Genomic DNA, 26,407 nt, shown 5'->3' with positions numbered 1-26,407 from the left:
AGTACCTAGCCAATAGAAACTAGGACTGTCGGAGAATATTGATGCTGTTATTGACCAACCATATTGGCTATGAATCCACAGGCCCAAAGCAAGCTATCTTACAAACAAAGAAAGCTCGTCTATCGAGCACTACGGCTTTACTCGTTTGTGCAGACAATCATATGACTGTCGGAAATTTTGATGTGGTTAAACAAGGCTACGTAGCCAATTGGCATCAAGGGCAATTCTTCACCATCGATTTCAGTTTATTCGCTGAACCTGGTCGCTACTACGTGCGCTTTGACAACCTGCGTTCAGAAGTCTTCGAGATTGGTAGCAACCTATTAATGAACCACACGTTTTCTGATGTGCTTCATTACTTTAAGTCTCAACGTTGCGGCGGTACTTTCGACAAGAAAGATCAACAGGCACAAATTCTGGGCACTGACAGATACGTCGATGTCCATGGCGGTTGGTACGACGCATCGGGTGACGTAAGCAAGTACTTTAGCCACCTATCTTATGGCAATTACCTCAACCCACAACAAATTCCAATGGTCGTTTGGAACATGCTAAAAAGCGTACGCTTGACTAGCCATAACCCAGACTTCCCAAAATTCTCCATGACTCGTCTAACGGAAGAGGCTCTGTTCGGTACCGACTTTTTAGTGCGTATGCAAGACGCTGACGGATACTTCTATATGACGGTATTCGACAAATGGAGCAAAGATATCAATCAGCGCGACATCTGCGCTTATGCCACTCAAGAGGGTCATAAATCAACGGACTTACAGGCGGGCTACCGACAAGGTGCAGGCGTTGCTATTGCAGCACTGGCTGCTGCATCTGAGCTTGAAACCTCTGGTAGTTACTCTAGCCAAACCTATCTTGATACAGCTGTGAAAGGCTATTGGCATCTTAAAGAACACAACCTTCAATACCTAAACGATGGCGAAGAGAACATCATCGATGAGTATTGTGCCCTACTCGCTGCCAATGAGTTGTACCGAGTGACACAAGATTCTCAATATCTATCAGAAGCAAGAACTTGGGCTAGTCGCTTGCTCTCTCGTCAGCAATCGGATGATTCCTTTGAGTACTTCTGGTCTGCAAATTCTGATGGCTCTCGCCCATACTTTCATGCAGCAGAAGCTGGCCTTCCTGTGATTGCGCTATGCGAATACATCGACAACGAAACCAATGCTGAATTAAAAGAACAGGCCCGTACAGCTGTTGAGCAAGCTTGCCAGTTCGAAATCAACATTACCGACAAAGTCATCAACCCATTTGGCTACCCAAGACAATACGTTAAGTCTGTCGATGGTGATAAGCGTGATGCCTTCTTCGTCGCTCAACAGAACGAGACAGGTTACTGGTGGCAAGGTGAAAACGCGCGTCTTGGCTCAATTGCGACCATGGCGTATTTAGTGCAACCACACATTCAAGATGCCGATCTTCAAAAGCGCTTAATCCAGCTTTCACAAAACAGCCTTGATTGGATTTTAGGATTGAATCCTTACCACATGTGCATGCTTGATGGTCACGGTCATAACAACCCAGACTACCTACCACAGCTTGGTTTCTTCAATGCAAAAGGTGGTGTCTGCAACGGCATCACGGCGGGCTTTGACGATGAGCAAGACATCGCATTCAACCCACCAGCGCAAAAAGATGACATGCTCCAAAACTGGCGCTGGGGCGAACAATGGATCCCTCACGGCGCTTGGTTCCTATTGGCAACGGCTTCGCAATTCAACTTCCTAGCACAAAGTAAGGAGCAACAATCATGACTCTTTACTACGTAGGTATTGATGGAGGCGGTACATCTTGTCGAGCTCGAATTCGAGATGCCCAGGGCAAACTGATTGGTGAAGCGAAAAGTGGCAGTGCCAACATCCTACTGGGCGTGGATGTTGCGATGAACTCTATTGTTGATGCCATCACAAAAGCGGCACAACAAGGGCAACTCAACTCAGACCATTTTTCAAATATGCATGTTGGCCTAGCACTGGCTGGCGCTGAGCAAAAATCAGCATGGTTCGACTTCATGGCTCAACCACAGCCTTTCGCAAGCGTGACGCTAAATACCGACGCTTATGGAGCTTGTATTGGTGCTCACAACGGCCAAAACGGCGCAATCATGATTGGTGGTACGGGTTCTTGTGGAATCTACCTAAAAGACGGCGAGCAACATGTTGTTGGCGGTCGTGAGTTCCCAATTTCAGACCAAGGCGGCGGCGCAGTGATGGGCCTTCGTTTAATTCAACAAGTTCTACTCGCTGAAGACGGCATTCGCAACAAAACTCCACTGACTCAACACGTTATGAATCATTTCAATAATGATGTAGATGCCATTGTGGAGTGGTCGAAAGGCGCGATTCCAAAGGATTACGGTCAATTCTCGCCAGTGATTTTTCAACTCGCTAACGAAGGCGATGAACTGGCTATCGAGATGCTCAAGCAAACCGCGGCTGATATCGAAATGTTTGTCTTGGCACTTCATCGAAAAGGCGCTGACAAGGTGTGCTTAATGGGAAGTATCGCTGAGCGTATTCTCAACTGGCTATCACCACCAGTACAACAATGGATAGTTAAACCTCAATTCGACGCTATTGAAGGCGCATTGATGTTTGCCGGGAAACCACAACACAACTTGTATCAACAGGCTTAGCAGGGAAGTTATATGAATTATCGCATCGACTTAGCTGTTCTTTCTGAACAAAAAAATAACTGCCGATTTGGCCTTACGGTACATAACTTAAGTGATCTTGACGTACAAGATTGGTCACTGCATTTTGCCTTTGACCGATTCATCCTTCCTGAGAGTTTATCGCAAGGTGAACTGACTCAAGTTGGAAGCTATTGCTCGTTCAAACCAAGTTCGCCAGTGTTAAAGGCCAATAACCATTACTACCTTGAATTCAGTATTCAAAGTGCACCATTTCGTTTCTATTCGGATGGCTTGAATGATGCCTTTATCCAATCACATCATGATGGAGAAACATCGGTACTGCCTGTCGCGATATCACCCATTGTACTGGCTTCGCCATACCGTGAACGCAATCAAATTCCTGAAGTAAGCGCAGCTGAAGTGGCATTGATTCCTCAGCCGAATCAGATCGAATTTCAGCAAGGTAGTTTCGCGCTAAGTAGATTCGCGCTAAATAACGACTGCAGAATTGAGGTTCAATCTCACCTTGCTGATAAGGCGGTATCTTGGCTGCAACAAGAATTGCTTTCTACCTTTGAACTATCTCTTTCGAACGCGCTTTCAACTGAACTTTCAAAAGACGAAAGTTGCGACATTCTATTTCGCAGCAACCCGACGTTAGACGAAGCCGAGTACAAGCTAACCGTCACGGCACAACAAATAATGGTTGAATCAGGTAGCCAATCAGGCTTCACACACGCTGTAGCAAGCTTAATTCAATTGGTACAACAACTGGATGCCGAGAACTTCTCTGTGCCATGTTGCAAAATCGCCGATCAGCCTCGTTTCAAATACCGAGGCATGATGTTGGACTGCGCTCGTCACTTCCACTCGGTAGAGCAAGTGAAGCGCTTAATCAATCAACTGGCGCACTACAAGTTCAACGTTTTTCATTGGCATCTAACTGACGATGAAGGTTGGAGAATTGAGATTAAGAGCCTACCTCAGCTTACTGAAATCGGCGCTTGGCGTGGTCCTGATCATGCACTAGAACCGCAATACACCCACATTGCTGACAATTATGGCGGCTTCTACACGCAACAACAGATTCGTGAAGTGATTGAATATGCTGAGCAGCGCAGTATCACGGTTATTCCTGAAATCGATATCCCAGGACACTGTCGCGCCGCGATCAAATCACTGCCAGACATGCTAGTTGAGCAAGCAGACACCACACAATACAAGAGCATTCAGCACTACAACGACAACGTGCTAAATCCAGGTTTACCGGGTACTTACCAATTCCTAGATGCCGTTATTGAAGAAGTGGCAGAGCTTTTCCCTAGCGAATTGATCCACATGGGCGCAGATGAAGTGCCACCAGGAGTGTGGAGCAACAGCCCTGCTGCTCAAGCTCTGATGAAAGAGCATCAATATAAAGACAGTAAAGACTTGCAAGGTCACCTATTCCGTTATGCCGAGAACAAACTCAAGCAACTTGGCAAGCGCATGGTGGGCTGGGAAGAAGCGCAACACGGCGACAAAGTCAGTAAAGAGACCATCATCTACTCGTGGCTCAGTGAAGAAGCGGCAGTGAATTGCGCTCGCCAAGGCTTTGATGTGGTGCTGCAACCGGCACAATTTACCTATCTCGACATGGCCCAAGATTATGCACCGGAAGAACCGGGCGTAGATTGGGCTGCCGTAATCCCATTAGAACAAGCTTATACCTACGAAGCGCTTGCTGAAATATCCGACACCGACCCAATTCGTAAGCGGATCCGCGGAATTCAGTGTGCTCTATGGTGTGAGATCGTCACCAATCAAAAGCGTATGGATTACATGGTATTCCCAAGAATTAGCGCTTTAGCTGAAGGATGTTGGACACATAAAAACAACCGAAACTGGCTAGATTACTTGTCTCGCCTAAAGGGTCACCTGCCATTACTCGACAGACTCAATGTTGACTATCGCAACCCTTGGAATACTCAATAAAACAAAACCAAAGCACACTCACACCGAGTGTCAGCTTAATCCTGATTAAGGTGTTCAGTCAGATAAGACTCAGCATCACTATTTAAAAATTAGCTGCATAGATGCAGTTTGTTAAAAAGGAAATGACAATGAAATACGGCTATTTCGATAACGACAATCGCGAATACGTCATCACTCGCCCTGATGTACCAGCACCTTGGACCAACTACCTAGGTACTGAAAAGTTTTGTACCGTAATTTCGCACAATGCGGGCGGTTACTCGTTCTACAATTCTCCGGAATACAACCGTGTTACTAAGTTCCGTCCAAACGGCACATTCGACCGTCCAGGACACTATGTTTACCTGCGTGATGATGAGACAGGTGATTACTGGTCTATCTCTTGGCAGCCAGTGGCAAAGAGCCTAGATGAAGCGAACTACGAAGTTCGTCACGGCCTGTCATACTCAAAATTCAAATGTGAATACAGCGGCATTACCGCAACGAAGACGCTATTCGTACCTAAAGGTGAAGATGCAGAAGTTTGGGACGTTGTATTAAAGAACAACACTGACAAGCCACGTACTATCAGCACTTTCTCGTTTGTTGAGTTCTCTTTCAGCCACATCCAATCTGATAACCAGAACCATCAGATGTCTCTGTACTCTGCAGGCACGTCTTACCAAGAAGGTGTTCTGGAATACGACCTGTACTACAACACTAACGACTTTGAAGGCTTCTACTACCTAGCTTCAACTTTCTCACCAGACAGCTACGATGGCCAACGTGACAACTTCCTAGGCATGTACCGTGATGAAGCAAATCCAATTGCGGTTGAAAACGGTAAGTGTTCTAACAGCGCTCAAACCTGTTACAACCACTGTGGTTCTCTGCACAAGCAATTTACGATTCAACCGGGTGAAGAAGTTCGCTTTGCTTATGTACTCGGTATCGGTAAAGGCAACGGTGAACGCCTACGTGAGAAATACCAAGATACAGCAAACGTAGATGCGGCTTTCCAAGGTATCAAAGATCACTGGGACGAGCGTTGCAACAAATTCCAAGTTAAGTCGCCAAACGAAGGCTTAGACACAATGATCAACACGTGGACGCTATACCAAGCGGAAACCTGTGTGGTTTGGTCTCGCTTTGCTTCATTCATCGAAGTTGGTGGTCGTACTGGCCTTGGTTACCGTGATACGGCGCAAGATGCTATCTCAGTACCTCATGCCAACCCACAAATGACCAAGAAACGTATTATCGACCTGCTTCGCGGCCAAGTGAAAGCGGGCTACGGTCTACACTTGTTCGATCCTGACTGGTTCGATCCAGAGAAAGCCGACGTTGAGCCATCAAAATCACCAACGGTTGTTCCAACACCGTCAGATGACGACAAGATCCACGGCATTGACGATACCTGTTCTGATGATCACTTATGGATCGTACCAACCATCATCAAATATGTGATGGAAACCGGTGAACACGATTTCTTTGATGAAGTGATTCCATACGCAGACGGTGGCGAAGCAACGGTTTACGAGCACATGAAAGCCGCACTGAATTTCTCTGCAGAATACGTTGGTCAAACCGGTATCTGTAAAGGCCTTCGTGCAGACTGGAATGACTGTTTGAACCTTGGTGGCGGTGAGTCTTCAATGGTTTCATTCCTACACTTCTGGGCGCTACAAGAATTCTTAGACCTAGCTAAGTTCCGTAATAACGATGCTGACGTTACTAAATACACTGAAATGGCAGCGAACGTTCGCGAAGCTTGTGAAACGCACCTTTGGGATGACGAGGGTGGCTGGTACATCCGTGGTCTGACTAAAAATGGCGACAAGATAGGCACTGCTCAACAAGCTGAAGGTCGAGTTCACCTTGAGTCAAACACGCTAGCGGTTCTCTCTGGCGCGGTATCTCAAGTGCGTGGCGAGAAAGCGATGGACGCTGTCGATGAGAACCTTTTCTCTGAATACGGCCTACACCTAAACTCTCCTTCATTCGCAACACCAAACGATGATATCGGCTTTGTGACTCGCGTTTACCAAGGCGTTAAAGAGAACGGCGCTATCTTCTCTCACCCGAACCCATGGGCTTGGGTAGCAGAAGCGAAGCTAGGTCGTGGTGACCGTGCGATGAAGTTCTACGACGCACTTAACCCGTACAACCAAAACGACATGATTGAAACGCGTTACGCAGAACCATACTCGTACGTGCAGTTCATCATGGGTAAAGATCACCAAGACCATGGTCGTGCAAACCACCCTTGGTTAACTGGCACCTCTGGTTGGGCTTACTTTGCGGTAACCAACTTCATTCTTGGTGTTCGTACTGGCTTTGAAGGGTTAACGGTTGATCCTTGTATCCCGACTGATTGGCCTGAGTTTGAAGTAACTCGTCAATGGCGTGGCGCAACTTACAACATCACAGTGCAGAACCCGAATGCGGTAAGTAAAGGAGTTGCCTCTATCACTATCAACGGTGAGCAGATTGAAGGCGTAATCCCAGTACAAGCAGAAGGCAGCGTGAACGAAGTTATCGTTGTACTCGGCTAATCACTTAATTTGATGAACAGCTCCTATCTCAAGCCTTTACTGGCTTGAGATAGTGAGACTAAAAGGATTTTCTAATGATTAAATTTGGTACTGGCGGCTGGCGCGCGTTTATTGGTGAAGAGTTCACTAGAGAAAACGTCCGCTTAGTGGCACAAGCACTGGCAAACATCATCAATAATGAAGATGCAGCGAAAAACGGCTTCGTTATCGGCTATGACCGCCGCTTCCTTTCAGATAAAGCCGCGTGCTGGTTTGCTGAAGTATTGGCAGCCAACAACATCAAAGTGAGCTTTATCGATAAGTTCGTACCTACTCCTATCGTGATGTTCCAAGCGAAAGAGATGGGATGTGTCTACTCAGCCTGTATTACTGCTTCTCACAACCCAGCAGACTATAACGGTATAAAGATCTTCATTGAAGGTGGCCGTGATGCAGACGAGATCATCACAGAAAAGATCGAACAACAAATTTCGAACCTAACCAGTGAGGATGTCGTCAGAGTCGATTTTGAACAAGCATTGAACGACAAAGAAATTGAAATCATCAATCCGATGAACGCCTTTGTTGACTCGATCATTAATGCTATTGATATTGAATCGATTAAACAAGCCAACCTAAAAGTTCTGATCGATCCAATGTTCGGTGTAGCGAAAAACGCACTGCAAACCGTGTTAATCAGCGCTCGCTGTGATGTTGATGTAATCAATGATGGTAAAAACCCAGATTTCGGTGGTCTCATGCCATCTCCTAATGCAGCTACACTCTACCGTTTGAAGCATTTGGTGGCAGCAGAAGGCTATGACATTGGTATTGGTACCGATGGCGATGCCGACCGTTTAGGCATCATCGATGAGAAAGGTCACTTCATTCACCCTAACGAAGTGTTACTGCTTCTTTACTACTACTTATTGGAATACAAAGGCTGGAAAGGCTCTGTCGTGCGTAACATCGCCACCACACATCTGCTTGACAAAGTAGCGGCAGATCATGGTGAGAAGAGCTTTGAGGTTCCTGTAGGCTTTAAGCATATCAGCTCTCAAATGGAAGCCGATGATTCACTAATTGGTGGTGAAAGCTCTGGCGGTTTAACCATTCGAGGTCACATCAAAGGTAAGGATGGCGTGTTCGCATCGAGCTTACTGGTTGAGATGATCAGTGTGACAGGCAAGAAGCTGTCTGAGCTGCTTGATGAGATTTACTCTAAGTATGGCTATGCGTATACGGCGGAAGGCGATTGCAAGTTTAAACCTTCAGAGAAGGAAGCGCTCTACACCAAGATCTACGTCGAAAAACAACTGCCTGAATTTGAATACGAAATTGAAAAAGTCAGCTATGAAGATGGTGCCAAGGTGTACTTCAAGAATGGCGGCTGGGTGATTGCTCGTTTCTCAGGAACTGAGCCATTGCTACGAATTTTCGCAGAAATGGAAGATAAAGACACTGCAGAACATGTTCTTCAAAAAGTGAAAGACTTCCTCTCTCTATAGGCTTATAGAGCGCAGCAGTCTTGTATGGGACTTAACAAATCACTGCCTTGTTAACCCCTATAGATGAAGAGCTTTTGCCCAGTACTTTAGATTAAAGTGCTGGGCTTTTTTATGGTTCATCAAGAATTAGCGGTACTATGAGTTGTACCTAATTAGAACGCCAATACGCCTTTGGTATCCACTTTTACGTTAACCGGCATACCAACTTCAAGCGCTTCTGACGAGGTTGCCAATAGCTTTTGACCATGTGCTTCAATAACATAACGACAGTGATCGCCCATAAATTGCTGCTCTAGTACTGAAATAGCACTGTCTTGTTCGTAACTAGCTTGGATATGCTGTGGTCTTAAAAGAAGCTCACACGCATTGCCAAATTCAATCTCCGTTTGTGGTTTAGCTTCAACTACACCCAAGCTGGTTTCAAACTCCAGCTCTGAGATACGCTGTGCATTGAGGTAACTGCCGCCGCCCAAAAAGTCTGCAACAAACTTACTCGAAGGGTGGAAATAAAGCTCCGATGCCGAACCATACTGTTCAATCACACCATGGTTCATTACTGCCATCTTATCTGCAAACGCGAACGCCTCTTCACGACTGTGAGTCACAAAAATAGCCGTCACACCCTGCTTCTTAAATATTTTACGAATCTGAGAGATCAACTCATGGCGAACCTGAGTATCGATGTTTGAGAAAGGTTCATCCAATAACAATAAATCTGGCTTGTATGCTAAAGAACGAGCAATCGCTACGCGCTGCTGTTGACCACCAGAAAGTTGATGTGGGTATCGGTCACCGAATTCATCTAAATGAACCAGCTCCAACATCTCTTGGACTTTCTCTTTCTTTTGCTGTTCAGAGAGATCTTTAAGGCCAAAACCGACATTCTGGTTTACCGTTAGGTGCGGAAACAGAGCGTAATCTTGGAAAATCATACCGATGTTTCGTTGCTCTGGTGGCAACCAATTATCACCATCATCAATGGTTTGACAGTTCAAGCTCATGATTCCGCTACTTAATGGAAGCAGCCCTGCAACCGCCTTAAGCAAAGTCGTTTTTCCGCAGCCACTGGCACCAAGAAGACAAACAATTTCACCATGCTCAACTTCTAACGAGAGCGATTCCAAGATGGTTTGCGACTCATATTTACAAGTCAGATCTTTAATTGATAATGCACAACTCATTAGTGTTTCTGCTCCAAAGAACGGTTAACGATGATCAGAGGAATTAAACCCACCAACACCAATAATACAGCAGGCATTGCCGCCAACTCTAGGTGCTCATCTGAGGCATAGTTATAAACATAGGTCGCCAATGTTTCGAAGTTGAAAGGACGTAACAGCAAAGCTGCATTTAGCTCTTTCATTGATTCGATAAACACCAGTAAACCCGCGATCAACGCGCCGCGTTTAATCAAAGGTAAATGAACACGACGTAACATCTGGTTGGTATTACAACCCATGGTTTTAGAAGCCATATCCAATGAAGGAGATACTTTACTCAAGCTACTTTCGATACTGCCGATCGCCACTGCAGAAAAACGCACGACCATTGCAAAGATAAGCGCAAACATGGAACCAGAGAAGATCAAACCAGGTCGTCCCCACTCCATCACTTTAGCGATGTCATTGACCAAGTGATCCATAAACAAAACAGGTACCATCACGCCAATCGCTAACACGGTGCCTGGAACGGCATAGCCCATCGAAGCAATACGCATGTAAGCCTGATTTTTCTTACTTGGGCTAACACGCTGATTAAAATTCACAATCATCGCAATGATAACGCCAATAATCGCCGCGACTACTGACACATAAAGGCTGTTAATCGCATACTCTCTGAATTCAGGCGTCCAGCTTTGCGCAAAGTATTTGTAGGCATAGATCATCAACTGACCGAGAGGAAACAAGAATGCAACGCACACTAATCCCCAACACCAGAACAGTGCCAACCATTTTTTCCAACCGGACAAGTCGTAGCGAAAGTCTTCACGACTGCTGAATTGATTCTGGAACAGTTTCTGTTTACGACGGCTATAGCGCTCTGAACTCAACAGTAGGATCACGATAACCAGCATAATTGCCGATATTTTCGCTGCAGCCGTTAAACTTGAGTAACCTAACCAGGTATCGTAAACCGCTGTCGTTAAGGTGTTGACAGCAAAGTAACTCACGGTACCAAAATCACCGATGGTTTCCATTGCGACAAGCGATAGACCTACCGCCATAGAAGGACGAACAAGCGGTAAAGAAATACGACGAAAGCTTTCCCAAGGTGAACATTTTAGCAACCGAGCGGATTGCAATAAGGAGACGTTTTGCTCCATAAATGCCGCGCGGCACAACAAGTAAACATACGGGTAAAGAACGAGGGACAAAACAATAATGGCACCCGATAAGGTTCTAATATCCGGGAACCAATACTCACCGGGCCCCCACCCAGTCAGATCTCGCAGTAGCACTTGAACAGGGCCTGCAAAGTCGAACCAATCGGTAAAGATATACCCGACAATATAGCCAGGCATAGCTAATGGCAGTACCAGTGCCCACTGTAAAACACGCTCACCCGGCACACGGCACATTGCCATAATCCAAGCAGACGGAATACCAAAAACTAAAGACAGGAACATGGTTCCTATGACTAAAACCACCGTATTGTAAGCATAGGTGGGCATCACTGTGGACATCAGATGAGAAAATAGCTCATCTGTTTCTCCAACAGCCGTCGTAAAAATCGCTAAGATCGGTAAAACCAGCAATACTGCAATAATGCCGCTACTGGTGTTCCATAAATAATTCTTTTCTTTCATCGCCTAACTACAACGAGGCTTAATGAAACACAAATGCATTTGCAAATACATCTCATATCCTTTTAATGGTGGGGTTATTTATACCCATATACTGTAACGACTTCAAGGTGAGATGCTAATAACTCAAGGGATCAACGACGAGCTTTGTATCAAAAAGTGATTTTCCAAAAACAAACAACCCCAAGTGACCGAAAATGGTGACTTGAGGTTGTCATTTTACTTGGGCCGAAGCCTACAGTAATAAATTAAAGATCGAACTTAACTTCATCTAATAACTTGATTGCTGCTGCGTGGTGTTCAGCGATCTGGTCTAGAGAAATTGTATCAGCTTTGAATTCACCCCATGAAGCAACAAGCTCAGAAGGTTTAACGTCTGCTTTCACTGGGTATTCGTAGTTTACTTCTGCGTACATGCTTTGCGCTGTGTTACCAGATAGGAATTCCATTAGCTTAACGGCATTCTCTTCATTTGGAGAGTATTTAGCCATTGCCATACCAGAGATATTCACGTGAGTACCTGTTGTCTCTTGGTTAGGGAAGTTAATGTAAACAGAGTCAGCCCAAGCTTTTTGCTCTTTATCGTTAACCATCTTACCTAGGTAGTAGCTGTTGCCAAGAGCAACATCACATAGACCTTCTTTAATCGCTTTAACTTGTGCGCGATCGTTACCTTGAGGCTTACGTGCTAGGTTTGCTTTTACGCCTTCTAGCCACTCTTTCGTTTCAGCTTCACCTTTGTGAGCGATCATCGAAGATACTAGAGAAACATTGTATGGGTGCTTACCGCTACGAGTACAGATTTTGCCTTTAAATTCAGGCTTAGTTAGATCTTCGTAAGTGAACTCTTCGCCTAGACGACCAACACGGTCACGTGAAGAATAAACGCTACGCGTACGAGTTGTTAGAGCAAACCACTCGTTAGCAGTATCTTGGTACTGAGCAGGGATGTTCTTTTCAAGTACATCACTTTCAACAGACTGAACTAGACCTTGTTTAGTTAGTTCAGATAAACGACTAATATCGACAGTTAATACAACGTCAGCTGGGCTGTATTCACCCTCTTGAGCTAACTTCTCTGCTAAACCTTTTTTAGCAAACTTAACGTTTACTTTAATGCCAGTCTCTTTCGTGAATTCCTTGAACATAGGCTCAACTAGGAAAGGTTGACGGTAAGAGTATACGTTCACTTCTTCCGCAGCCATTGCTGTCGGGGCAATCACACTACACGCTAGAGCTGAAAGTGTTAGCAGTTTTTTCATTGTAAAATCCTTTATATCGAAATGATAATCTATATCAGTTGCGTTATTATATTCATCAGTAACATAATTACAATGATGTCCGACAAAAAATTCGTCTACTCAGCACCATCAAGCTCGCACTTTTGTAACAATGTATTTCAGGGGATATTCATGTCATCTCCTATTCAAAATACTCGCTCACTCTCTCTTGAGAGATCATTGTTGCTTAGACATAGATAACAAGAAACCCCATAACCAATGGTTATGGGGTTTCTTAGACTAGCTTACTCTTTGTCTACATTAAGCTTTATTCTTTGATTACTTTACTGATACAAATTCAGGGTAAGCGCCAACACCACAATCGTGCATGTCCATACCTTCTAGTTCTTCATCTTCGGTTACACGGATACCAATTGTTGCTTTAAGCACTGCCCATACCGCTAGGCTAGCTCCGAATACCCATGCAAAGATTACTGCTGCACCCAATAGTTGAGCACCAAACGTTGCATCCGCGTTGCTTAGAGGCACAGCCATTAGACCGAAGAAGCCACATACACCGTGAACTGAGATAGCACCCACTGGATCATCAATCTTCACTTTATCTAGAGCAATGATGCTGAATACAACCAAGGCACCAGATACCGAACCAATCGCTACAGAAAATAAAGGTGATGGTGATAGAGGGTCCGCAGTGATTGCTACTAGGCCAGCTAACGCACCGTTAAGAATCATTGTTAAGTCTGCTTTACCCCAAGTTGTTTTACATACTAGTAATGCTGCGATTGCGCCTGCTGCTGCTGCTGCGTTGGTGTTAAGGAAGATCTGACCAACCGCTGTCGCGTTTTCAAAGTCTGAAACCATTAGCTGAGAACCGCCGTTGAAGCCGAACCAACCGAACCATAAGATGAACGTACCTAATGTTGCCAACGGCATGTTTGAACCAGGGATTGGGTAGATTTCACCATTTTTACCGTATTTACCTCGACGAGCACCGAGTAACAATACGCCAGCAAGCGCAGCCGAAGCACCAGCCATATGCACGATACCTGAACCTGCGAAGTCACTGAAGCCTGCTTCTGATAGGAAGCCACCACCCCAAGTCCAGTAACCTTCCATTGGGTAAATAAACGCAGTTAGAACCACAGAGAAGATAAGGAATGACCAAAGCTTCATACGCTCAGCCACTGCGCCCGAAACGACCGACATTGCCGTTGCAACGAACACAACTTGGAAAAAGAAGTCAGATTCTAGTGAATGGTCTGCGCCTTCACCTTGAGTACCGATTAAAGTACCAAATGAAGGTAACCAACCACCTTCACCGTTATCTACGTACATAATGTTGTAGCCAACCACTAAGAAAGTCGTACAAGCAATAGCGTATAAACAAATGTTCTTAGTTAAAATTTCTGTGGTGTTCTTTGAACGAACTAGGCCAGCTTCAAGCATTGCGAAGCCTGCTGCCATCCACATGACCAACGCACCTGAAATGAGGAAGAAAAAAGTGTCTAGTGCGTAACGTAGTTCCATTACTGTTGTCGTAAGTTCCATATTAAAGTCTCCAGTCCTTGTAATTCTTTAAAGTGCTTCAGCATCCATTTCACCAGTACGAATACGTACGGCTTGGCTTAGGTCATACACAAAAATTTTGCCATCACCGATTTTTCCGGTATGTGCTGCTTGGCTAATCGCTTCAACAACTCGGTCAACGTTTTCAGCTTGGGTAGCAATCTCTAGCTTCACTTTTGGTAGGAAATCCACTTGGTACTCCGCACCACGATACAATTCAGTGTGTCCCTTCTGACGACCAAAACCTTTCACTTCAGAAACTGTCATACCTTCAATACCCACATCAGAGAGCGCTTCGCGTACATCGTCTAATTTGAATGGCTTAACAATGGCATTTATTAATTTCATATTCGTTCCTTAAATTCTTCACTTAATCCGTTAATTCTCTTATTACAATCCAAGTAGCGTGCCAAAATGTTAAGTTATTGATTTTAAATAATATGTAAATGGTAAGGTCATAAAAACGAAAAAGGCCGCACCAATATGGTGCGGCCTTTTCACTATCTTAATGCGTTGCGCTATTGTTGCTCCAGTTTTGGGCAACCAAGCCTTCAAAGCTCTAAATGACTCAAGAATAGGGGCTAACTAGCGAGTAGAAAGTTAGACCTTAATAGCCTAGAAAGTCCATCCAGCGTTCGATAAGTCGCTCGAAATCATCGATTCCACAGCTTGCTTGGCTTTCACAGTTATAGAAGTCGAATTCACTGCCCTCTTCCATCTCTTGCTCATGCGCTAACACGTTTTCCTGAATCGTTACGTCATCTTCATTGATAGCAAGGCTGATCTCTTTGCCAAGCAGCGTCACTTCATTACTCAGATCCTGTCGAGATTGTTCAATCAACGCCATCACATGATCCAGTTTCTGCTTATCTTTCCCGATCTCTTCTTGAAGCCAGCGGCCAACAATCTCATGGCCCATGCTGCATTTCACATAGTATTCACCCATTAGAGTGCTTCTAGTAAATTCGAATTCCATAAGGCTCCAAAGTTCTAATAAAAAGAAGGTTCAATAAATAGGTAGTAGCAAAAATGAGGCGAGAGTATATAGCTAAGTCTACGAGAGATCGAGTGTGTTTAATGCTGCACTAAACCACCAAGAACAAATCACCAAGAACAAACCACCAGCAACGCGCATAAACAAAAACGCCCTCTCACAAAGAGAAGGCGTTGTATTAGCAGCGAGTGCTTTACTGCAGCGCAGTAGGCACTTTATCGCAATCCATTAACCGCTTACGCAGGCTCTTGGAAGATAACAGTGTCTGCTTTTTCCGTGTACTGACCCATTTTATGGAAATTCAGGTAACGGTATGTATCTGCAGCGGTTGCATTAATCTTCTCAGCGTACGCTAAGTACTCTTCTTTAGTTGGGATACGACCAAGAATCGCACCAACAGCAGAAAGCTCAGCAGAAGCTAGATAAACGTTCGCACCATTACCCAAACGGTTCGGGAAGTTACGAGTAGACGTCGACATAACCGTCGAAGCATCAGCAACACGAGCTTGGTTACCCATGCATAATGAACAACCCGGAGTTTCAATACGAACCCCAGCACGACCGAAGATGCCGTAGTAGCCTTCTTCTGTCAGTTGGTCTTTATCCATCTTAGTTGGCGGAGCAACCCATAGGCGAGTATTCAAAGAGCCATTAAACTCTTCAAGCATCTTACCTGCAGCACGGAAGTGACCGATGTTGGTCATACAAGAACCGATGAACACTTCTTGAATCTCAGTGCCTTGAACGTCAGAAAGAAGACGAGCATCATCTGGATCGTTTGGTGCACATAGGATTGGCTGATCGATGTCAGCAAGGTCAATCTCGATAACATGAGCGTATTCAGCATCTGAATCAGCAGCAAGCAACTCAGGCTTCGCTAGCCACTCTTCCATTGCCGTAATACGACGCTCGATAGTACGAACATCACCGTAACCTTCAGCAATCATCCACTTAAGCATAACGACGTTCGAGTTCAAGTACTCTTCGATAGACTCTTGAGAAAGCTTAACAGTACAACCAGCAGCAGAACGCTCAGCAGATGCATCTGAAAGTTCAAATGCTTGCTCAACAGACAGGTGGTCAACACCTTCAATCTCTAGTACACGACCAGAGAATTCATTGATCTTACCAGCTTTTTCAACAGTCAGTAGGCCTTGCTTGATACCGTAAAGAGGAATTGCATGTACAAGGTCACGTAGCGTGATACCCGGCTGCATTTCACCTTTAAAGCGAACCAAGATTGATTCAGGCATATCAAGAGGCATAACACCTGTTGCTGCAGCAAATGCTACTAAGCCAGAACCTGCAGGGAATGAAATACCTAGAGGGAAACGAGTATGCGAGTCACCACCTGTACCAACAGTATCAGGCAGAAGCATACGGTTTAGCCATGAGTGGATAACACCATCACCCGGACGAAGTGAAACACCCGCACGGTTCATGATGAAATCAGGCAGTGTATGGTGAGTGTTTACATCAACTGGTTTCGGGTATGCAGATGTGTGGCAGAAAGACTGCATCACAAGATCCGCAGAGAAACCAAGACAAGCTAGATCTTTCAGCTCATCACGTGTCATAGGACCCGTAGTATCTTGAGAGCCTACTGTTGTCATTTTAGGTTCGCAGTACTGACCCGCACGCACACCTTCAACGCCACACGCTTTACCTACCATCTTCTGAGCTAACGTGTAGCCTTTATCAGAAGCAGAAGGATCGATTGGTTTAGCAAACAGATCGGTTTCAGCTAGGCCTAGAGCATCACGAGCACGGCCCGTTAAGCCACGACCAATGATCAGTGGAATACGACCACCAGCACGCACTTCATCTAGAAGTACTTTGCCTAGCTCAAAGCTTGAGATATCTGCACCGTCTTTACGAACAACACCTTCATAAGGATAGATATCAATCACATCACCCATGTTCATGTCTTGTACGTTCAGCTCAATTGGTAGCGCGCCTGAGTCTTCCATTGTGTTGTAGAAGATCGGAGCAATTTTACCACCAAGACAAACACCGCCAGTACGCTTGTTTGGTACGAATGGGATATCTTCACCCATGAACCAAAGTACTGAGTTTGTCGCTGATTTACGTGAAGAACCAGTACCAACAACATCACCAACGTAAGCCAGTGGAATGCCGTCTTTTTGCATTTCTTCAATTTGAGTAATTGGACCAACGTGACCCTGCTCATCAGGAGTAATACCATCACGTTCCATCTTCAGCATCGCTTTTGCGTGTACTGGGATATCAGGACGTGACCATGCATCTGGCGCTGGAGATAAGTCATCGGTGTTCGTTTCACCAGTGACTTTAAATACTTTAACGGTAATTTTTTCCGCTACTTTGTCTTTAGCTGTAAACCACTCAGCATCAGCCCAAGATTGAAGCACTTGTTGTGCTGAAGCATTACCTGCTTTTGCTTTTTCTTCTACATCGTAGAATGCGTCAAACATCAGTAGAGTATGAGAAAGCGCTTTAACAGCGATAGGAGCAAGCTCTGCATCATCCAGCAAAGAAACTAGAGATTCGATGTTGTAACCACCTTGCATTGTGCCAAGTAGTTCCGCAGCTTTTGCTTTGCTTACTAGTGGAGATTCAACTTCACCTTTAGTGATAGCAGTTAGGAAGCCCGCTTTAACGTAAGCAGCTTCATCTACACCTGGTGGAATTCGGTTTTCTAGTAGGTCAAGAAGGTATTCTTCTTCACCTTGAGGTGGGTTCTTTAGAAGTTCAACTAGGCCAGCGACTTGCTCAGCATCTAGTGGTCTTGGAACAACTCCCTCGGCAGCACGTTCTTCGACGTGTTTACGGTAGGCTTCAAGCACGACTTTTTTCCTCTCATTGCGGTTCACTTCTTATCTTCATAATTATTAGTAAAATAAAGAAGTGAACATCCTTGGAAACTTGGCTCTCCATTGCCATTTTTGTCATTCAATTTGTATTGATGAGCGGCATCATAGAGGCCAAACTGTGGGCGGTAGAATAGCAAATTTAACGTTAAATTAAAATCTTATCATTTTGACCAACATAGCAAGTTAAGACGAAAGTCCTACGATTTTTGCCTATTTAGTCGGAAAAAGAGCTATCCCACGCATGTTTATTTGTAAGACGTTCCAATAATTAAGTAGACCGAGTCGTAATTATCTTCGGTTCTACCATAAGCCAAAATAATCGGCCCTAATGGGGAGTCGACTCCGGCAAAGACCGAACCAGCGGTGAACATTGGCGCTTCGTCAATGTTCAAATCATTATTCGACCATACACCACCATGCTCAATGGACGCACCCACGTAGAACGGTGACTTAAACAAGCCAAAATCATTTTCAAACCATTTATAGCGATAAATTAAACTGCCATACGCCAAGTTTTGCCCAATAAGACTATTTCTTGGTATTCCCGATAAATTTAAGAAGCCTCCAAGCTCCTTTGGATCAATAGGGAACACGGAATTTTTACTCTCTACCATACCAAAATCGAACTTTGCGACTAAAGTATGCTTTTCAATACTCTGCGCCGCCATGAAATTAGCTGAAATCTCATAAACCGTATCGCTTTCAGAGTTAAATTCAGAATCAGCAAGAGAAGAGTCATTATCAAAATCATCATGGGAAACGAGATACTCCAGATCAACGAAATACCCTTTGGTTGGCAAACTGAAGTTATCTAAGGTATCCAATCGATAACTCATAAACCCACCAATACGTGTATATCCACCGCTACCTAAAGACGGTAACGAGGCTACCTCAACATCACCATCGGTGTATCGAGCCCCCACTTTAAATTCTTGCCACAATGTTGGCTGGTAACCTAATGCCAGTTCACCAATATACTCTTGATAAGTCATTGGTAAGTAGTCTTTAGTTACGTCAAGAGTGGGCTCTTCGATATCGTCAATATTGGCGGGTAAGTTTCTCTTCTGATTGCTATAAACAAGTGATGCCGATGTAAATAACTTCTGGCTTGAGAAAAAAGGAGAATATAACTCAGCCTCAATGAGCTTATCAGTGCCCATTTCTACATTCGTTCTTAACTCTGCGCCATGCGAGTTAATATCCGTAAAATTAGCCGACATACCAATTGAATATTGGCTCTCGGTTGCAAAGTCATCTTCAAGATAAAATCGAAAGTTGAGGTAATTAGGACCCCATGATTTTTCATTTACATCTACCTGCAGTTGATCTTCACCGTCTACATTTCCAAATTCATAGGTGACCAATTCAAAACGGTCGAGCGCATAGAGGTCTTTAACCTGAGATTCAATTTCACTGGTTTTAAGGATTTTGCCAGAATCGAGGTTCAAACGATTGGCAATCAACTTATCTGAATAGTGGGTGTTATTATTGATAACGACCTTATCCACCACCGTTTTATCACCATGCTTGAGCTGCTTTCGAGCTTTCTGTTTATCATCAATATAGTGTTGGTAGTCCGCATTCGAGAGCGACAACTTAGAGAGCTGATCCGTATACTGCCTTGTTGCTTCGTATCCTGCATGATAAGCCGTCGGCATTTTATCGAACTCTGTGGTCTCCATTTGCCCAACATCAGGACGTAGGAAAAAATCATCGTCTGTTAACGTAGCGGCTTGCTCTTGAGTACTGCGTTGAACAAGGTAATTAGAGAGTTGGTCTGCTGCGGCTAAAAAGTTAGTAAAGTCTTCTTTGCTTTTGTAGTTAGTACTGATATCAACGGCAATAACGATGTCGGCTCCCATTGCTCGAGCAACATCCACTGGCATGTTATTGGTGACACCACCATCAACCAGCATTCGTCCATCAACCTCATAAGGAGGAAGCGCGCCGGGTACCGACATACTCGCCATCATCGCATCAACAAGATGACCATGGTCGATGACCACTTCTTCAAGATCGATAATGTCGGTTGCAACAGAGCGATATGGAATAGCGAGGTTGTCGAAAGAATCGAGTGGAGATAAGTTACCTGTGGTCTCACGCAGAATACGCAACATATTCTGGCCTTGAACCACACCTTTTCTGGCTTTGATTTCACCCCAACCTAAACCGAGGTCGGTATTCAGTTGATAACGGTCTTCATACTCTTTGTCACGCACACGGCGATCACTACGGTTAACGCGATCGCGATAGCCACGATTCCAATCCACCGTATAAATAAAGCTCTCGATCTCATCTGCGCTCATCCCTGTCGCATAAAGACCACCAACGTAAGCGCCCATACTGGTACCGGTAATGTAATCAACCGGAATTTGCATCTCTTCTAAGGCTTTAAGCACCCCAATGTGAGCCGCTCCTTTGGCCCCTCCACCAGCAAGCACGACAGCAACGGTTGGTCTTTTATGAGCTTGCTGAGATTGCTCCACCGGTGTCACAGTAGATGCAAACAGCTGAAAACTGATCACAGTACCGACAATGCCTAAGCCGCTCACAATCCAACGAGAAATCATTCTTTAAACTATCCTTGTTATTCTTTTCTTTTACGACTTTACCATTGAAAAAGCTTTTTTAGCCACTGTTTTGGTTGACTTTCACAACCCTTTTTAATGTTTCCATTCTCATCCCAAACCGGCAGTTTAACCTTACCGTCACAGTCAAACTCTAAAGCCCCTTCAGAAGTCCGAGTAAAACTTGCCGTCGTAATGCCATTCGGCCAAGGCAACAATAACTGCTCTGGAGTTCGATGTTTCAAGTAATCGGCATAGACACGTAACGCACCACTAGAGCCCGTAAGTTTAGTCGGCTTATTATCATCGCGTCCTAGCCAGATGGTAGTGACTTCACGACCATCAACACCCACGAACCAACTGTCTCGGCTGTCATTACTGGTACCCGTTTTACCGGCTAATCCTGCCCATGCAAACTGACCTTGTAGGAAACGTCCAGTACCTTCCGACACACCACGTTTCATGGCATAAGTTGTCAACCAAGCTGCTTGCTGGTCAACGCTTTGTGATACACGAGGGATCGACTGATATAAAACCTCACCATCGTTATCAACCACTGAACGAAGCGCAGACAAAGGTGCTATACGGCCAGAGTTGGTAATCGTTTGGTACATCTGCGCTACCTGAAATGGGGTCAATGAGAATGAACCCAAAAACATCGATGGCACTGGGCGAATTTCGTTTTTATCGACACCCAGTTTTCCAATCGTATCCGACACGCTATCAATACCTAACTGCATGCCCAAGCGAACCGTTGGTACGTTGTAAGACTTAGAAAGCGCCACATACAAAGGCACCTCTCCGCGAAACTTGCGATCGAAGTTTCTTGGGCTCCATACGCTGCCTTTACTGCCTTTCAAGCTTAGTGGAGTATCCATCAAGGTTGTCGCCAATGTGTACTTCTGGGGTTGCTCTAATGCGGTTAAGTAGATTGCTGGTTTAACCAAAGAACCAATAGGACGACTCGCATTCAAGGCTCGATTGAAACCATCGTAGCCAGTGCGTTTACCACCGACCATCGCACGAATTTCACCAGTATTTCTATCCACTGCAATAGCAGCAGCCTCTAGCTTGTTACCTGCAGTTTTAGATAAATCAGGCACCTTACGAGCAATCGACTTTTCTAGCTTATCTTGGGACACCGGATCCAGAGAGGTAAATACTCGAATGCCTTTCTGTGCTTCAAATCGATCACCGACATATCTCTTAAGCTCAATATTGACTTGCTGGAAGTAAGCGGGCTGACGGCTCGCAATGCGTGGGTTATCTTGAATATCCAAGTCTCGGCTTGCGGCTTCTTCGTACTGTTTCGGCGTCAATATGTCTTGTTGCATCAGCAAACGTAGAACCAAATTTCGTCGAGTCTTAGCTCGCTCAGGGTAACGAACCGGGTTGTAATACGAAGGTCCTTTGACCATACCGACCAGCAGTGCTAGTTGGTCGATTCGGAGTTCTTGAATCGGTTGCCCGAAATACAAGCGAGATGCTAATCCAAAGCCATGAATCGCTTGCCCACCATTTTGCCCAAGATAAACCTCGTTTAAGTAGGCTTCTAAGATGCGGTCTTTGCTGTAACGATGATCCAAAATAAGTGCAATATAGGCTTCGCGAACCTTACGCCATAATGTGCGCTCGCTAGATAAGAACAGGTTTTTTGCCAACTGTTGCGTCAACGTACTACCACCTTGTACGGTTCGCCCTGCTTTTACATTGACCACCATCGCACGAGCGATTGCCAGTGGCGATACCCCATCGTGCTGATAGAAATTTCGGTCTTCGGTTGCCAGCAATGCATCAACCATCACCTCTGGGAACTGATTACGTTTTAAGAACAGACGCTGCTCATCGCTACTTTTTTCAAGCATGCCAAGCATTTTTGGTTCAACACGCAGATACCCCATGTCGCCTTTCTTCTCTAGCGACTGAATACGAGTTAACTCGTTACCGTTGAAATGCAGCATCACATGACGATCCGCTTCCGGTCCATCGACAAACTCGAACGGGCGACGAATCATTTCAATCTTGGTTGAGGAAGAAGAGTATTCGCCAGGGTGACGAGGAGCGTTCACCTTACGATAATTGAGTACATCCAGCTCATTCTTAACCTGCACCAAACTCACCTGAGTTCCCGGAGACAGGTCCAGCACTCGCGCATAAACCACGGTTGGCAAATCAAACAGCTGACCTTCAAAACGTTGCTTGACCACAGAATCAAGATAAATACCGACGAACAACAGCAATGCGGCGAGCGCTAGGCCCACTTTCCAAGAAATGCCCCACAGGATCTTCAACCAACCTCTCTTACCAGACGACTTAGCTTTAGGTTTAGTCTTTTTCGCTGCTGCTCTTGGCTTTCTAGGCTTGGCTTTGGTCGCTGGTGACTTCTTTGCTGGCGCTTTTTTAGGTGGTGCCTTTTTTGGCGTTAACATTTTGGTCATCATCGGTTCAACTGTCGTTTAGTTTTAGTGGTTGCTACATGATTAGCAGGGTCATCCGGCCAAGGATGTTTGGGGTAACGGCCTTTCATTTCTTTTTGAACATCTTTATACGCGCCAGCCCAAAAGCCAGCTAAATCTTGAGTAATTTGCAGTGGTCGTTGCGCAGGAGAAAGCAACTCAAGCACCACCTTTTTACGCCCTTGGGCAATCAAGGGTGAATCTTGCTCACCAAAGACTTCCTGCATTCGAACAGAGATCATTGGCTCAGATAGATATTGGTATCGAATCGACTTCTTACTGCCCGTTGGCATCAGGTAATTCGTAGGTAGCCATTGATCAATTTCTTGATTCAGAGGCCAGCCAAGGTACGCCGACAAAGCTTGCTCAGTCGACACATTCGATAGCCCTTTAGCTGATTTAATGCCATTCAAATACGGCGAAAGCCACTCATCAATATGTTCAATTAAGCTCGCATCATCCATCGCTGGCCAATCATGTTCAGGCATCCAAAGCTCTGCACAGCGTACACGCTCAACAAACTGTTTAGCCGAAGGGGTCCAATGTAAGCGATCCAGTCCGCATCGAGCGATATAATTGAGTAGCGCTTTGCTCGCCTGATTCACATCAGGCTCCGGTAAAGCTTTGGTGCTGATAATCAACTTGCCCAAAGACACTCGCTGCTCTGCCACTAAGCGGCCACGTTTCTCATCCCAATCGGCGTAATCTGAACGCACAAACAGTTTTGGGAATTCAGCTTCTAGCTGCGAAATATCAACGGCGGTGGCTAAGAAAATCTGACTGGCTCGCCCTGTGCTGCGCATCAAATCAATCACTACGATATAGTCATTGTTCGCCAATGGATCATCGTCACGAACCTCAGCCCCGTGGCCATTCGCAAGAAGGAAAGCACTGCTGGTTGCGCTTCTCACTTGTGCAATTCGGTCTGGGAAGGCAAAACAAAGCACTAATGGTAGCAATGATTCGTCAACTTGTGACAAATCTAAGTGATGTTTGAGTTTGCTGGCGAGACTTTTCGCTCGCTGCATCACAACACTGTTTTTCGAGTGCTTTCTTTGCTTAAGTCGATGCAACGAGTGTTGAATATCCGTCACGTTACGTTCAGGTTCTTCGAGCAAAGCGGCAGCGACAATTGCGACATTCAACAAGGCTTGGCTGTTTTGCTGCGCTTTGATCAGCATACTGGCGACCCGTGGCTCAATACCTAAGCGCTGGGCTTGCTTTCCGACTGGAGTAAATTGCCCATTACTATCTAATAAATCAAGCTCTTGTAACAGTTCTGTCGCTTGCTCAATCGATGCCTGTGGCGGAACATCTAACCAATGAAGCTCATCGGCACGGCTTGCTCCCCATTGCGTCAATTCAGCCACCAGCGAAGAGAGATCGGAATGAAGTATTTCAGGTTCTGGAACGGATGGTTGTTGCACCAACTGTGTTTCACTGTACAAGCGAACACACAAGCCCTCTTCGATTCGCCCTGCACGACCCGCTCTTTGTTCCGCTGAGGATTGTGATATTTTTACTTGCTCAAGTTTGGTAATGCCGGTTTTAAGATCGAACTTTGCTACTCGCTCCAATCCCGAATCAACAACTAAGCGAATCCCCTCAATCGTCAAAGAAGTTTCCGCGATATTGGTGGCTAACACTACTTTTCGGCGCCCTTTCTCTGATGGCGCGATCGCTTTTTGTTGTTGAGGGAAGCAGAGCTGACCGTACAAAGGACAAACATCGATATCGCTGGCGAGTTGTTCTAGTTGAGATTCCACTTGTATTATCGCCGAGACACCCGGCAAGAAAGCCAAAAGTGAGCCTGACTGTTTCTCCATCAGAGAACGAATCACGTTGGCCATCTTAGGGGCTAAATATTCATTCGAGCCTAATGGCTGATAACGGAAGTCAACTGGGAAAGTTCGCCCTTGTGATTCAACATACTTGGCATCAGGCAACAAAGTTTGCAGCGCGTGTTGATCTAAGGTTGCCGACATCACCACCACTTTTAGATCATCACGCAGTGCTTCTTGGATCTCTAAGCTAAAGGCCAGCGCGGTATCTGCATGAATACTGCGCTCATGAAACTCATCAAAGATCACCATATCAACCCCAGTCAATTCAGGGTCGGTTTGGATCATTCTCGTCATAATCCCTTCAGTGACGATTTCCAAGCGAGTCGCACTGCTGGTTTTAGATTCACCACGAACTCTAAAACCTATGCTCTCTCCCACTTTTTCTCCCAATTGGCTGGCTAAGTAAGTTGCGATATTCCTTGCCGCCAAACGCCTAGGTTCGAGCATGATAATCTTCCCTTTAACGGCATTGGTTTTAACCAACTGCAGAGGGAAAAACGTTGACTTACCCGCACCGGGAGCGGCCTTTAGAATAAGTTGAGAATGTGTTTCTACGCCAGCGAGCAGATCTGGCATCACAGCTTCTATGGGCAGTTGTGGCAATGGGAGAACCTTGTGGTGTAATGTTGGCAACATTGTACATAAAAACCTACCTGTCTAAATAAGTAATATGCACTTCAATCCTCCATTAGAGCCAGCGACTCTTATTAAACGCTATAAACGTTTTCTCACTGACATCCAACTTCCAGACGGCAGCGAACGTACTATTCATTGCGCTAACACTGGAGCAATGACGGGATGTGCTACCCCTGGCAATACGGTGTGGTACTCAACATCCGATAATGCAAAAAGAAAATACCCAAACAGCTGGGAGATCTCAGAAACAGACAAAGGTCACCGTATTTGTGTAAATACTGCGCGAGCAAACCAGTTGGCAGTGGAAGCAATTGAAAATAATACTATAGTTGAACTCTTAGGCTATAACGCGTTACGAACCGAAGTGAAATATGGCAGTGAGAATAGTCGAATTGATATTCTGCTTGAAGATAACGAAAAGCCACCTTGCTATATCGAAGTAAAAAGCGTCACTTTGCTCGATGAACAACAAACGTCCACTAAGCAACAAATATCAACTAAACAACAAGCGTCAACCAAAGGGCAAGGCTTTTTCCCTGATGCGGTCACCACCAGAGGCCAGAAACATCTGCGTGAACTCACAGAAATGGTCGAATCTGGAAATAGAGCCGTACTTTTATTCACTGTTTTGCATTCAGGTATTGAAAAAGTGTCTGCGGCACACCATATAGACGCCAAATATTCGTTATTACTAAAACAAGCACAAGACGCTGGTGTTGAAGTGCTTTGCTATAAAGCAGAGCTCAGCAGTACTCAAATACAACTAAAACAAGCTGTTGAATTTATCAATAGCTAAGCAAAAA

16 protein-coding genes are annotated in these 26,407 nt (G+C 45.1%); 6 read left to right on the top strand and 10 right to left on the bottom strand.

The window, feature by feature from the left end; translation table 11 throughout:
* Positions 1–41: 41 nt before the first annotated feature.
* The 5 genes from L3V35_RS16950 (at position 42) to L3V35_RS16930 (ending at position 8,645) form a co-directional block, all read left to right on the top strand.
* Positions 42–1,769 (top strand): glycoside hydrolase family 9 protein, encoded by a 1,728-nt coding sequence (locus tag L3V35_RS16950; RefSeq protein WP_237300316.1) that lies wholly within the window; start codon positions 42–44, stop codon positions 1,767–1,769.
* Positions 1,766–2,650, top strand: a complete 885-nt coding sequence (locus tag L3V35_RS16945) for an N-acetylglucosamine kinase (RefSeq protein WP_054547507.1) — start codon at positions 1,766–1,768, stop codon at positions 2,648–2,650. Before L3V35_RS16950 ends, L3V35_RS16945 begins: the two co-directional genes overlap by 4 nt.
* 12 nt (positions 2,651–2,662) lie before the next feature.
* Positions 2,663–4,624: a family 20 glycosylhydrolase gene (locus tag L3V35_RS16940; protein WP_237300315.1), complete on the top strand. Its 1,962-nt coding sequence runs from the start codon at positions 2,663–2,665 to the stop codon at positions 4,622–4,624.
* Positions 4,625–4,752: 128 nt separating this feature from the next.
* Positions 4,753–7,158 (top strand): N,N'-diacetylchitobiose phosphorylase, encoded by a 2,406-nt coding sequence (locus L3V35_RS16935; RefSeq protein WP_237300314.1) that lies wholly within the window; start codon positions 4,753–4,755, stop codon positions 7,156–7,158.
* A gap of 74 nt (positions 7,159–7,232) precedes the next feature.
* Positions 7,233–8,645, top strand: coding sequence for a phosphoglucomutase/phosphomannomutase family protein (locus L3V35_RS16930; RefSeq protein WP_237300313.1), 1,413 nt, complete (start codon positions 7,233–7,235; stop codon positions 8,643–8,645).
* Between the two features lie 152 nt (positions 8,646–8,797).
* Here the strand turns inward: L3V35_RS16930 and L3V35_RS16925 are convergent, their stop codons facing one another.
* The 10 genes from L3V35_RS16925 to hrpB all read right to left on the bottom strand — a co-directional run bounded on the left by L3V35_RS16925 (position 8,798) and on the right by hrpB (position 25,544).
* Positions 8,798–9,826 (bottom strand): ABC transporter ATP-binding protein, encoded by a 1,029-nt coding sequence (locus tag L3V35_RS16925; RefSeq protein ID WP_237300311.1) that lies wholly within the window; start codon positions 9,824–9,826, stop codon positions 8,798–8,800.
* Positions 9,826–11,451, bottom strand: coding sequence for an iron ABC transporter permease (locus tag L3V35_RS16920; protein WP_017091574.1), 1,626 nt, complete (start codon positions 11,449–11,451; stop codon positions 9,826–9,828). The genes L3V35_RS16925 and L3V35_RS16920 overlap by 1 nt, the downstream gene beginning before the upstream one ends.
* Before the next feature lie 245 nt (positions 11,452–11,696).
* A complete protein-coding gene (locus tag L3V35_RS16915) occupies positions 11,697–12,710 on the bottom strand; it encodes a Fe(3+) ABC transporter substrate-binding protein (protein WP_054547503.1) in 1,014 nt (337 codons plus the stop codon).
* 297 nt (positions 12,711–13,007) lie between these two features.
* Positions 13,008–14,237, bottom strand: a complete 1,230-nt coding sequence (locus L3V35_RS16910; RefSeq protein ID WP_017088370.1) for an ammonium transporter — start codon at positions 14,235–14,237, stop codon at positions 13,008–13,010.
* 27 nt (positions 14,238–14,264) lie between these two features.
* A complete protein-coding gene (gene glnK, locus L3V35_RS16905) occupies positions 14,265–14,603 on the bottom strand; it encodes a P-II family nitrogen regulator (protein WP_004738200.1) in 339 nt (112 codons plus the stop codon).
* A 259-nt stretch (positions 14,604–14,862) separates the two neighbouring features.
* Positions 14,863–15,231: a YacL family protein gene (locus tag L3V35_RS16900; RefSeq protein ID WP_237300310.1), complete on the bottom strand. Its 369-nt coding sequence runs from the start codon at positions 15,229–15,231 to the stop codon at positions 14,863–14,865.
* 254 nt (positions 15,232–15,485) lie between these two features.
* Positions 15,486–18,074: a bifunctional aconitate hydratase 2/2-methylisocitrate dehydratase gene (gene acnB, locus L3V35_RS16895; protein WP_054547502.1), complete on the bottom strand. Its 2,589-nt coding sequence runs from the start codon at positions 18,072–18,074 to the stop codon at positions 15,486–15,488.
* Between the two features lie 272 nt (positions 18,075–18,346).
* Positions 18,347–20,671: a patatin-like phospholipase family protein gene (locus tag L3V35_RS16890; protein WP_054547501.1), complete on the bottom strand. Its 2,325-nt coding sequence runs from the start codon at positions 20,669–20,671 to the stop codon at positions 18,347–18,349.
* A gap of 38 nt (positions 20,672–20,709) precedes the next feature.
* Positions 20,710–23,109, bottom strand: a complete 2,400-nt coding sequence (gene mrcB, locus L3V35_RS16885) for a penicillin-binding protein 1B (RefSeq protein ID WP_237300309.1) — start codon at positions 23,107–23,109, stop codon at positions 20,710–20,712.
* Entirely contained in the window at positions 23,106–25,544 is a 2,439-nt protein-coding gene (hrpB, locus tag L3V35_RS16880) for an ATP-dependent helicase HrpB (RefSeq protein WP_237300358.1), read from the bottom strand. The genes mrcB and hrpB overlap by 4 nt, the downstream gene beginning before the upstream one ends.
* A 94-nt stretch (positions 25,545–25,638) precedes the next feature.
* Between hrpB and sfsA the strand changes: the two genes are divergently transcribed.
* Positions 25,639–26,400: a DNA/RNA nuclease SfsA gene (gene sfsA / locus L3V35_RS16875; RefSeq protein ID WP_054547498.1), complete on the top strand. Its 762-nt coding sequence runs from the start codon at positions 25,639–25,641 to the stop codon at positions 26,398–26,400.
* Positions 26,401–26,407: the final 7 nt, after the last annotated feature.

The organism is Vibrio sp. L5-1 (assembly GCF_021728315.1).
Lineage (GTDB): Bacteria > Pseudomonadota > Gammaproteobacteria > Enterobacterales > Vibrionaceae > Vibrio > Vibrio splendidus_K.
The sequence above is the reverse complement of the archived record's forward strand: the minus strand, read 5'-3'. Positions and strand labels throughout refer to the sequence as shown.

What these genes read in the sequence shown, in the direction of transcription:
- L3V35_RS16940 (WP_237300315.1), top strand. Translation starts at nt 2,663, where the DNA reads ATGAATTATCGCATCGACTTAGCTGTTCTTTCTGAACAAAAAAATAAC.
- L3V35_RS16890 (WP_054547501.1), bottom strand. Translation starts at nt 20,671, where the DNA reads ATGATTTCTCGTTGGATTGTGAGCGGCTTAGGCATTGTCGGTACTGTG.
- hrpB (WP_237300358.1), bottom strand. Translation starts at nt 25,544, where the DNA reads ATGCCAGATCTGCTCGCTGGCGTAGAAACACATTCTCAACTTATTCTA.
- L3V35_RS16920 (WP_017091574.1), bottom strand. Translation starts at nt 11,451, where the DNA reads ATGAAAGAAAAGAATTATTTATGGAACACCAGTAGCGGCATTATTGCA.
- glnK (WP_004738200.1), bottom strand. Translation starts at nt 14,603, where the DNA reads ATGAAATTAATAAATGCCATTGTTAAGCCATTCAAATTAGACGATGTA.
- L3V35_RS16900 (WP_237300310.1), bottom strand. Translation starts at nt 15,231, where the DNA reads ATGGAATTCGAATTTACTAGAAGCACTCTAATGGGTGAATACTATGTG.
- L3V35_RS16930 (WP_237300313.1), top strand. Translation starts at nt 7,233, where the DNA reads ATGATTAAATTTGGTACTGGCGGCTGGCGCGCGTTTATTGGTGAAGAG.
- L3V35_RS16950 (WP_237300316.1), top strand. Translation starts at nt 42, where the DNA reads ATGCTGTTATTGACCAACCATATTGGCTATGAATCCACAGGCCCAAAG.
- mrcB (WP_237300309.1), bottom strand. Translation starts at nt 23,109, where the DNA reads ATGATGACCAAAATGTTAACGCCAAAAAAGGCACCACCTAAAAAAGCG.
- L3V35_RS16915 (WP_054547503.1), bottom strand. Translation starts at nt 12,710, where the DNA reads ATGAAAAAACTGCTAACACTTTCAGCTCTAGCGTGTAGTGTGATTGCC.
- L3V35_RS16945 (WP_054547507.1), top strand. Translation starts at nt 1,766, where the DNA reads ATGACTCTTTACTACGTAGGTATTGATGGAGGCGGTACATCTTGTCGA.
- L3V35_RS16925 (WP_237300311.1), bottom strand. Translation starts at nt 9,826, where the DNA reads ATGAGTTGTGCATTATCAATTAAAGATCTGACTTGTAAATATGAGTCG.
- L3V35_RS16910 (WP_017088370.1), bottom strand. Translation starts at nt 14,237, where the DNA reads ATGGAACTTACGACAACAGTAATGGAACTACGTTACGCACTAGACACT.
- L3V35_RS16935 (WP_237300314.1), top strand. Translation starts at nt 4,753, where the DNA reads ATGAAATACGGCTATTTCGATAACGACAATCGCGAATACGTCATCACT.
- sfsA (WP_054547498.1), top strand. Translation starts at nt 25,639, where the DNA reads ATGCACTTCAATCCTCCATTAGAGCCAGCGACTCTTATTAAACGCTAT.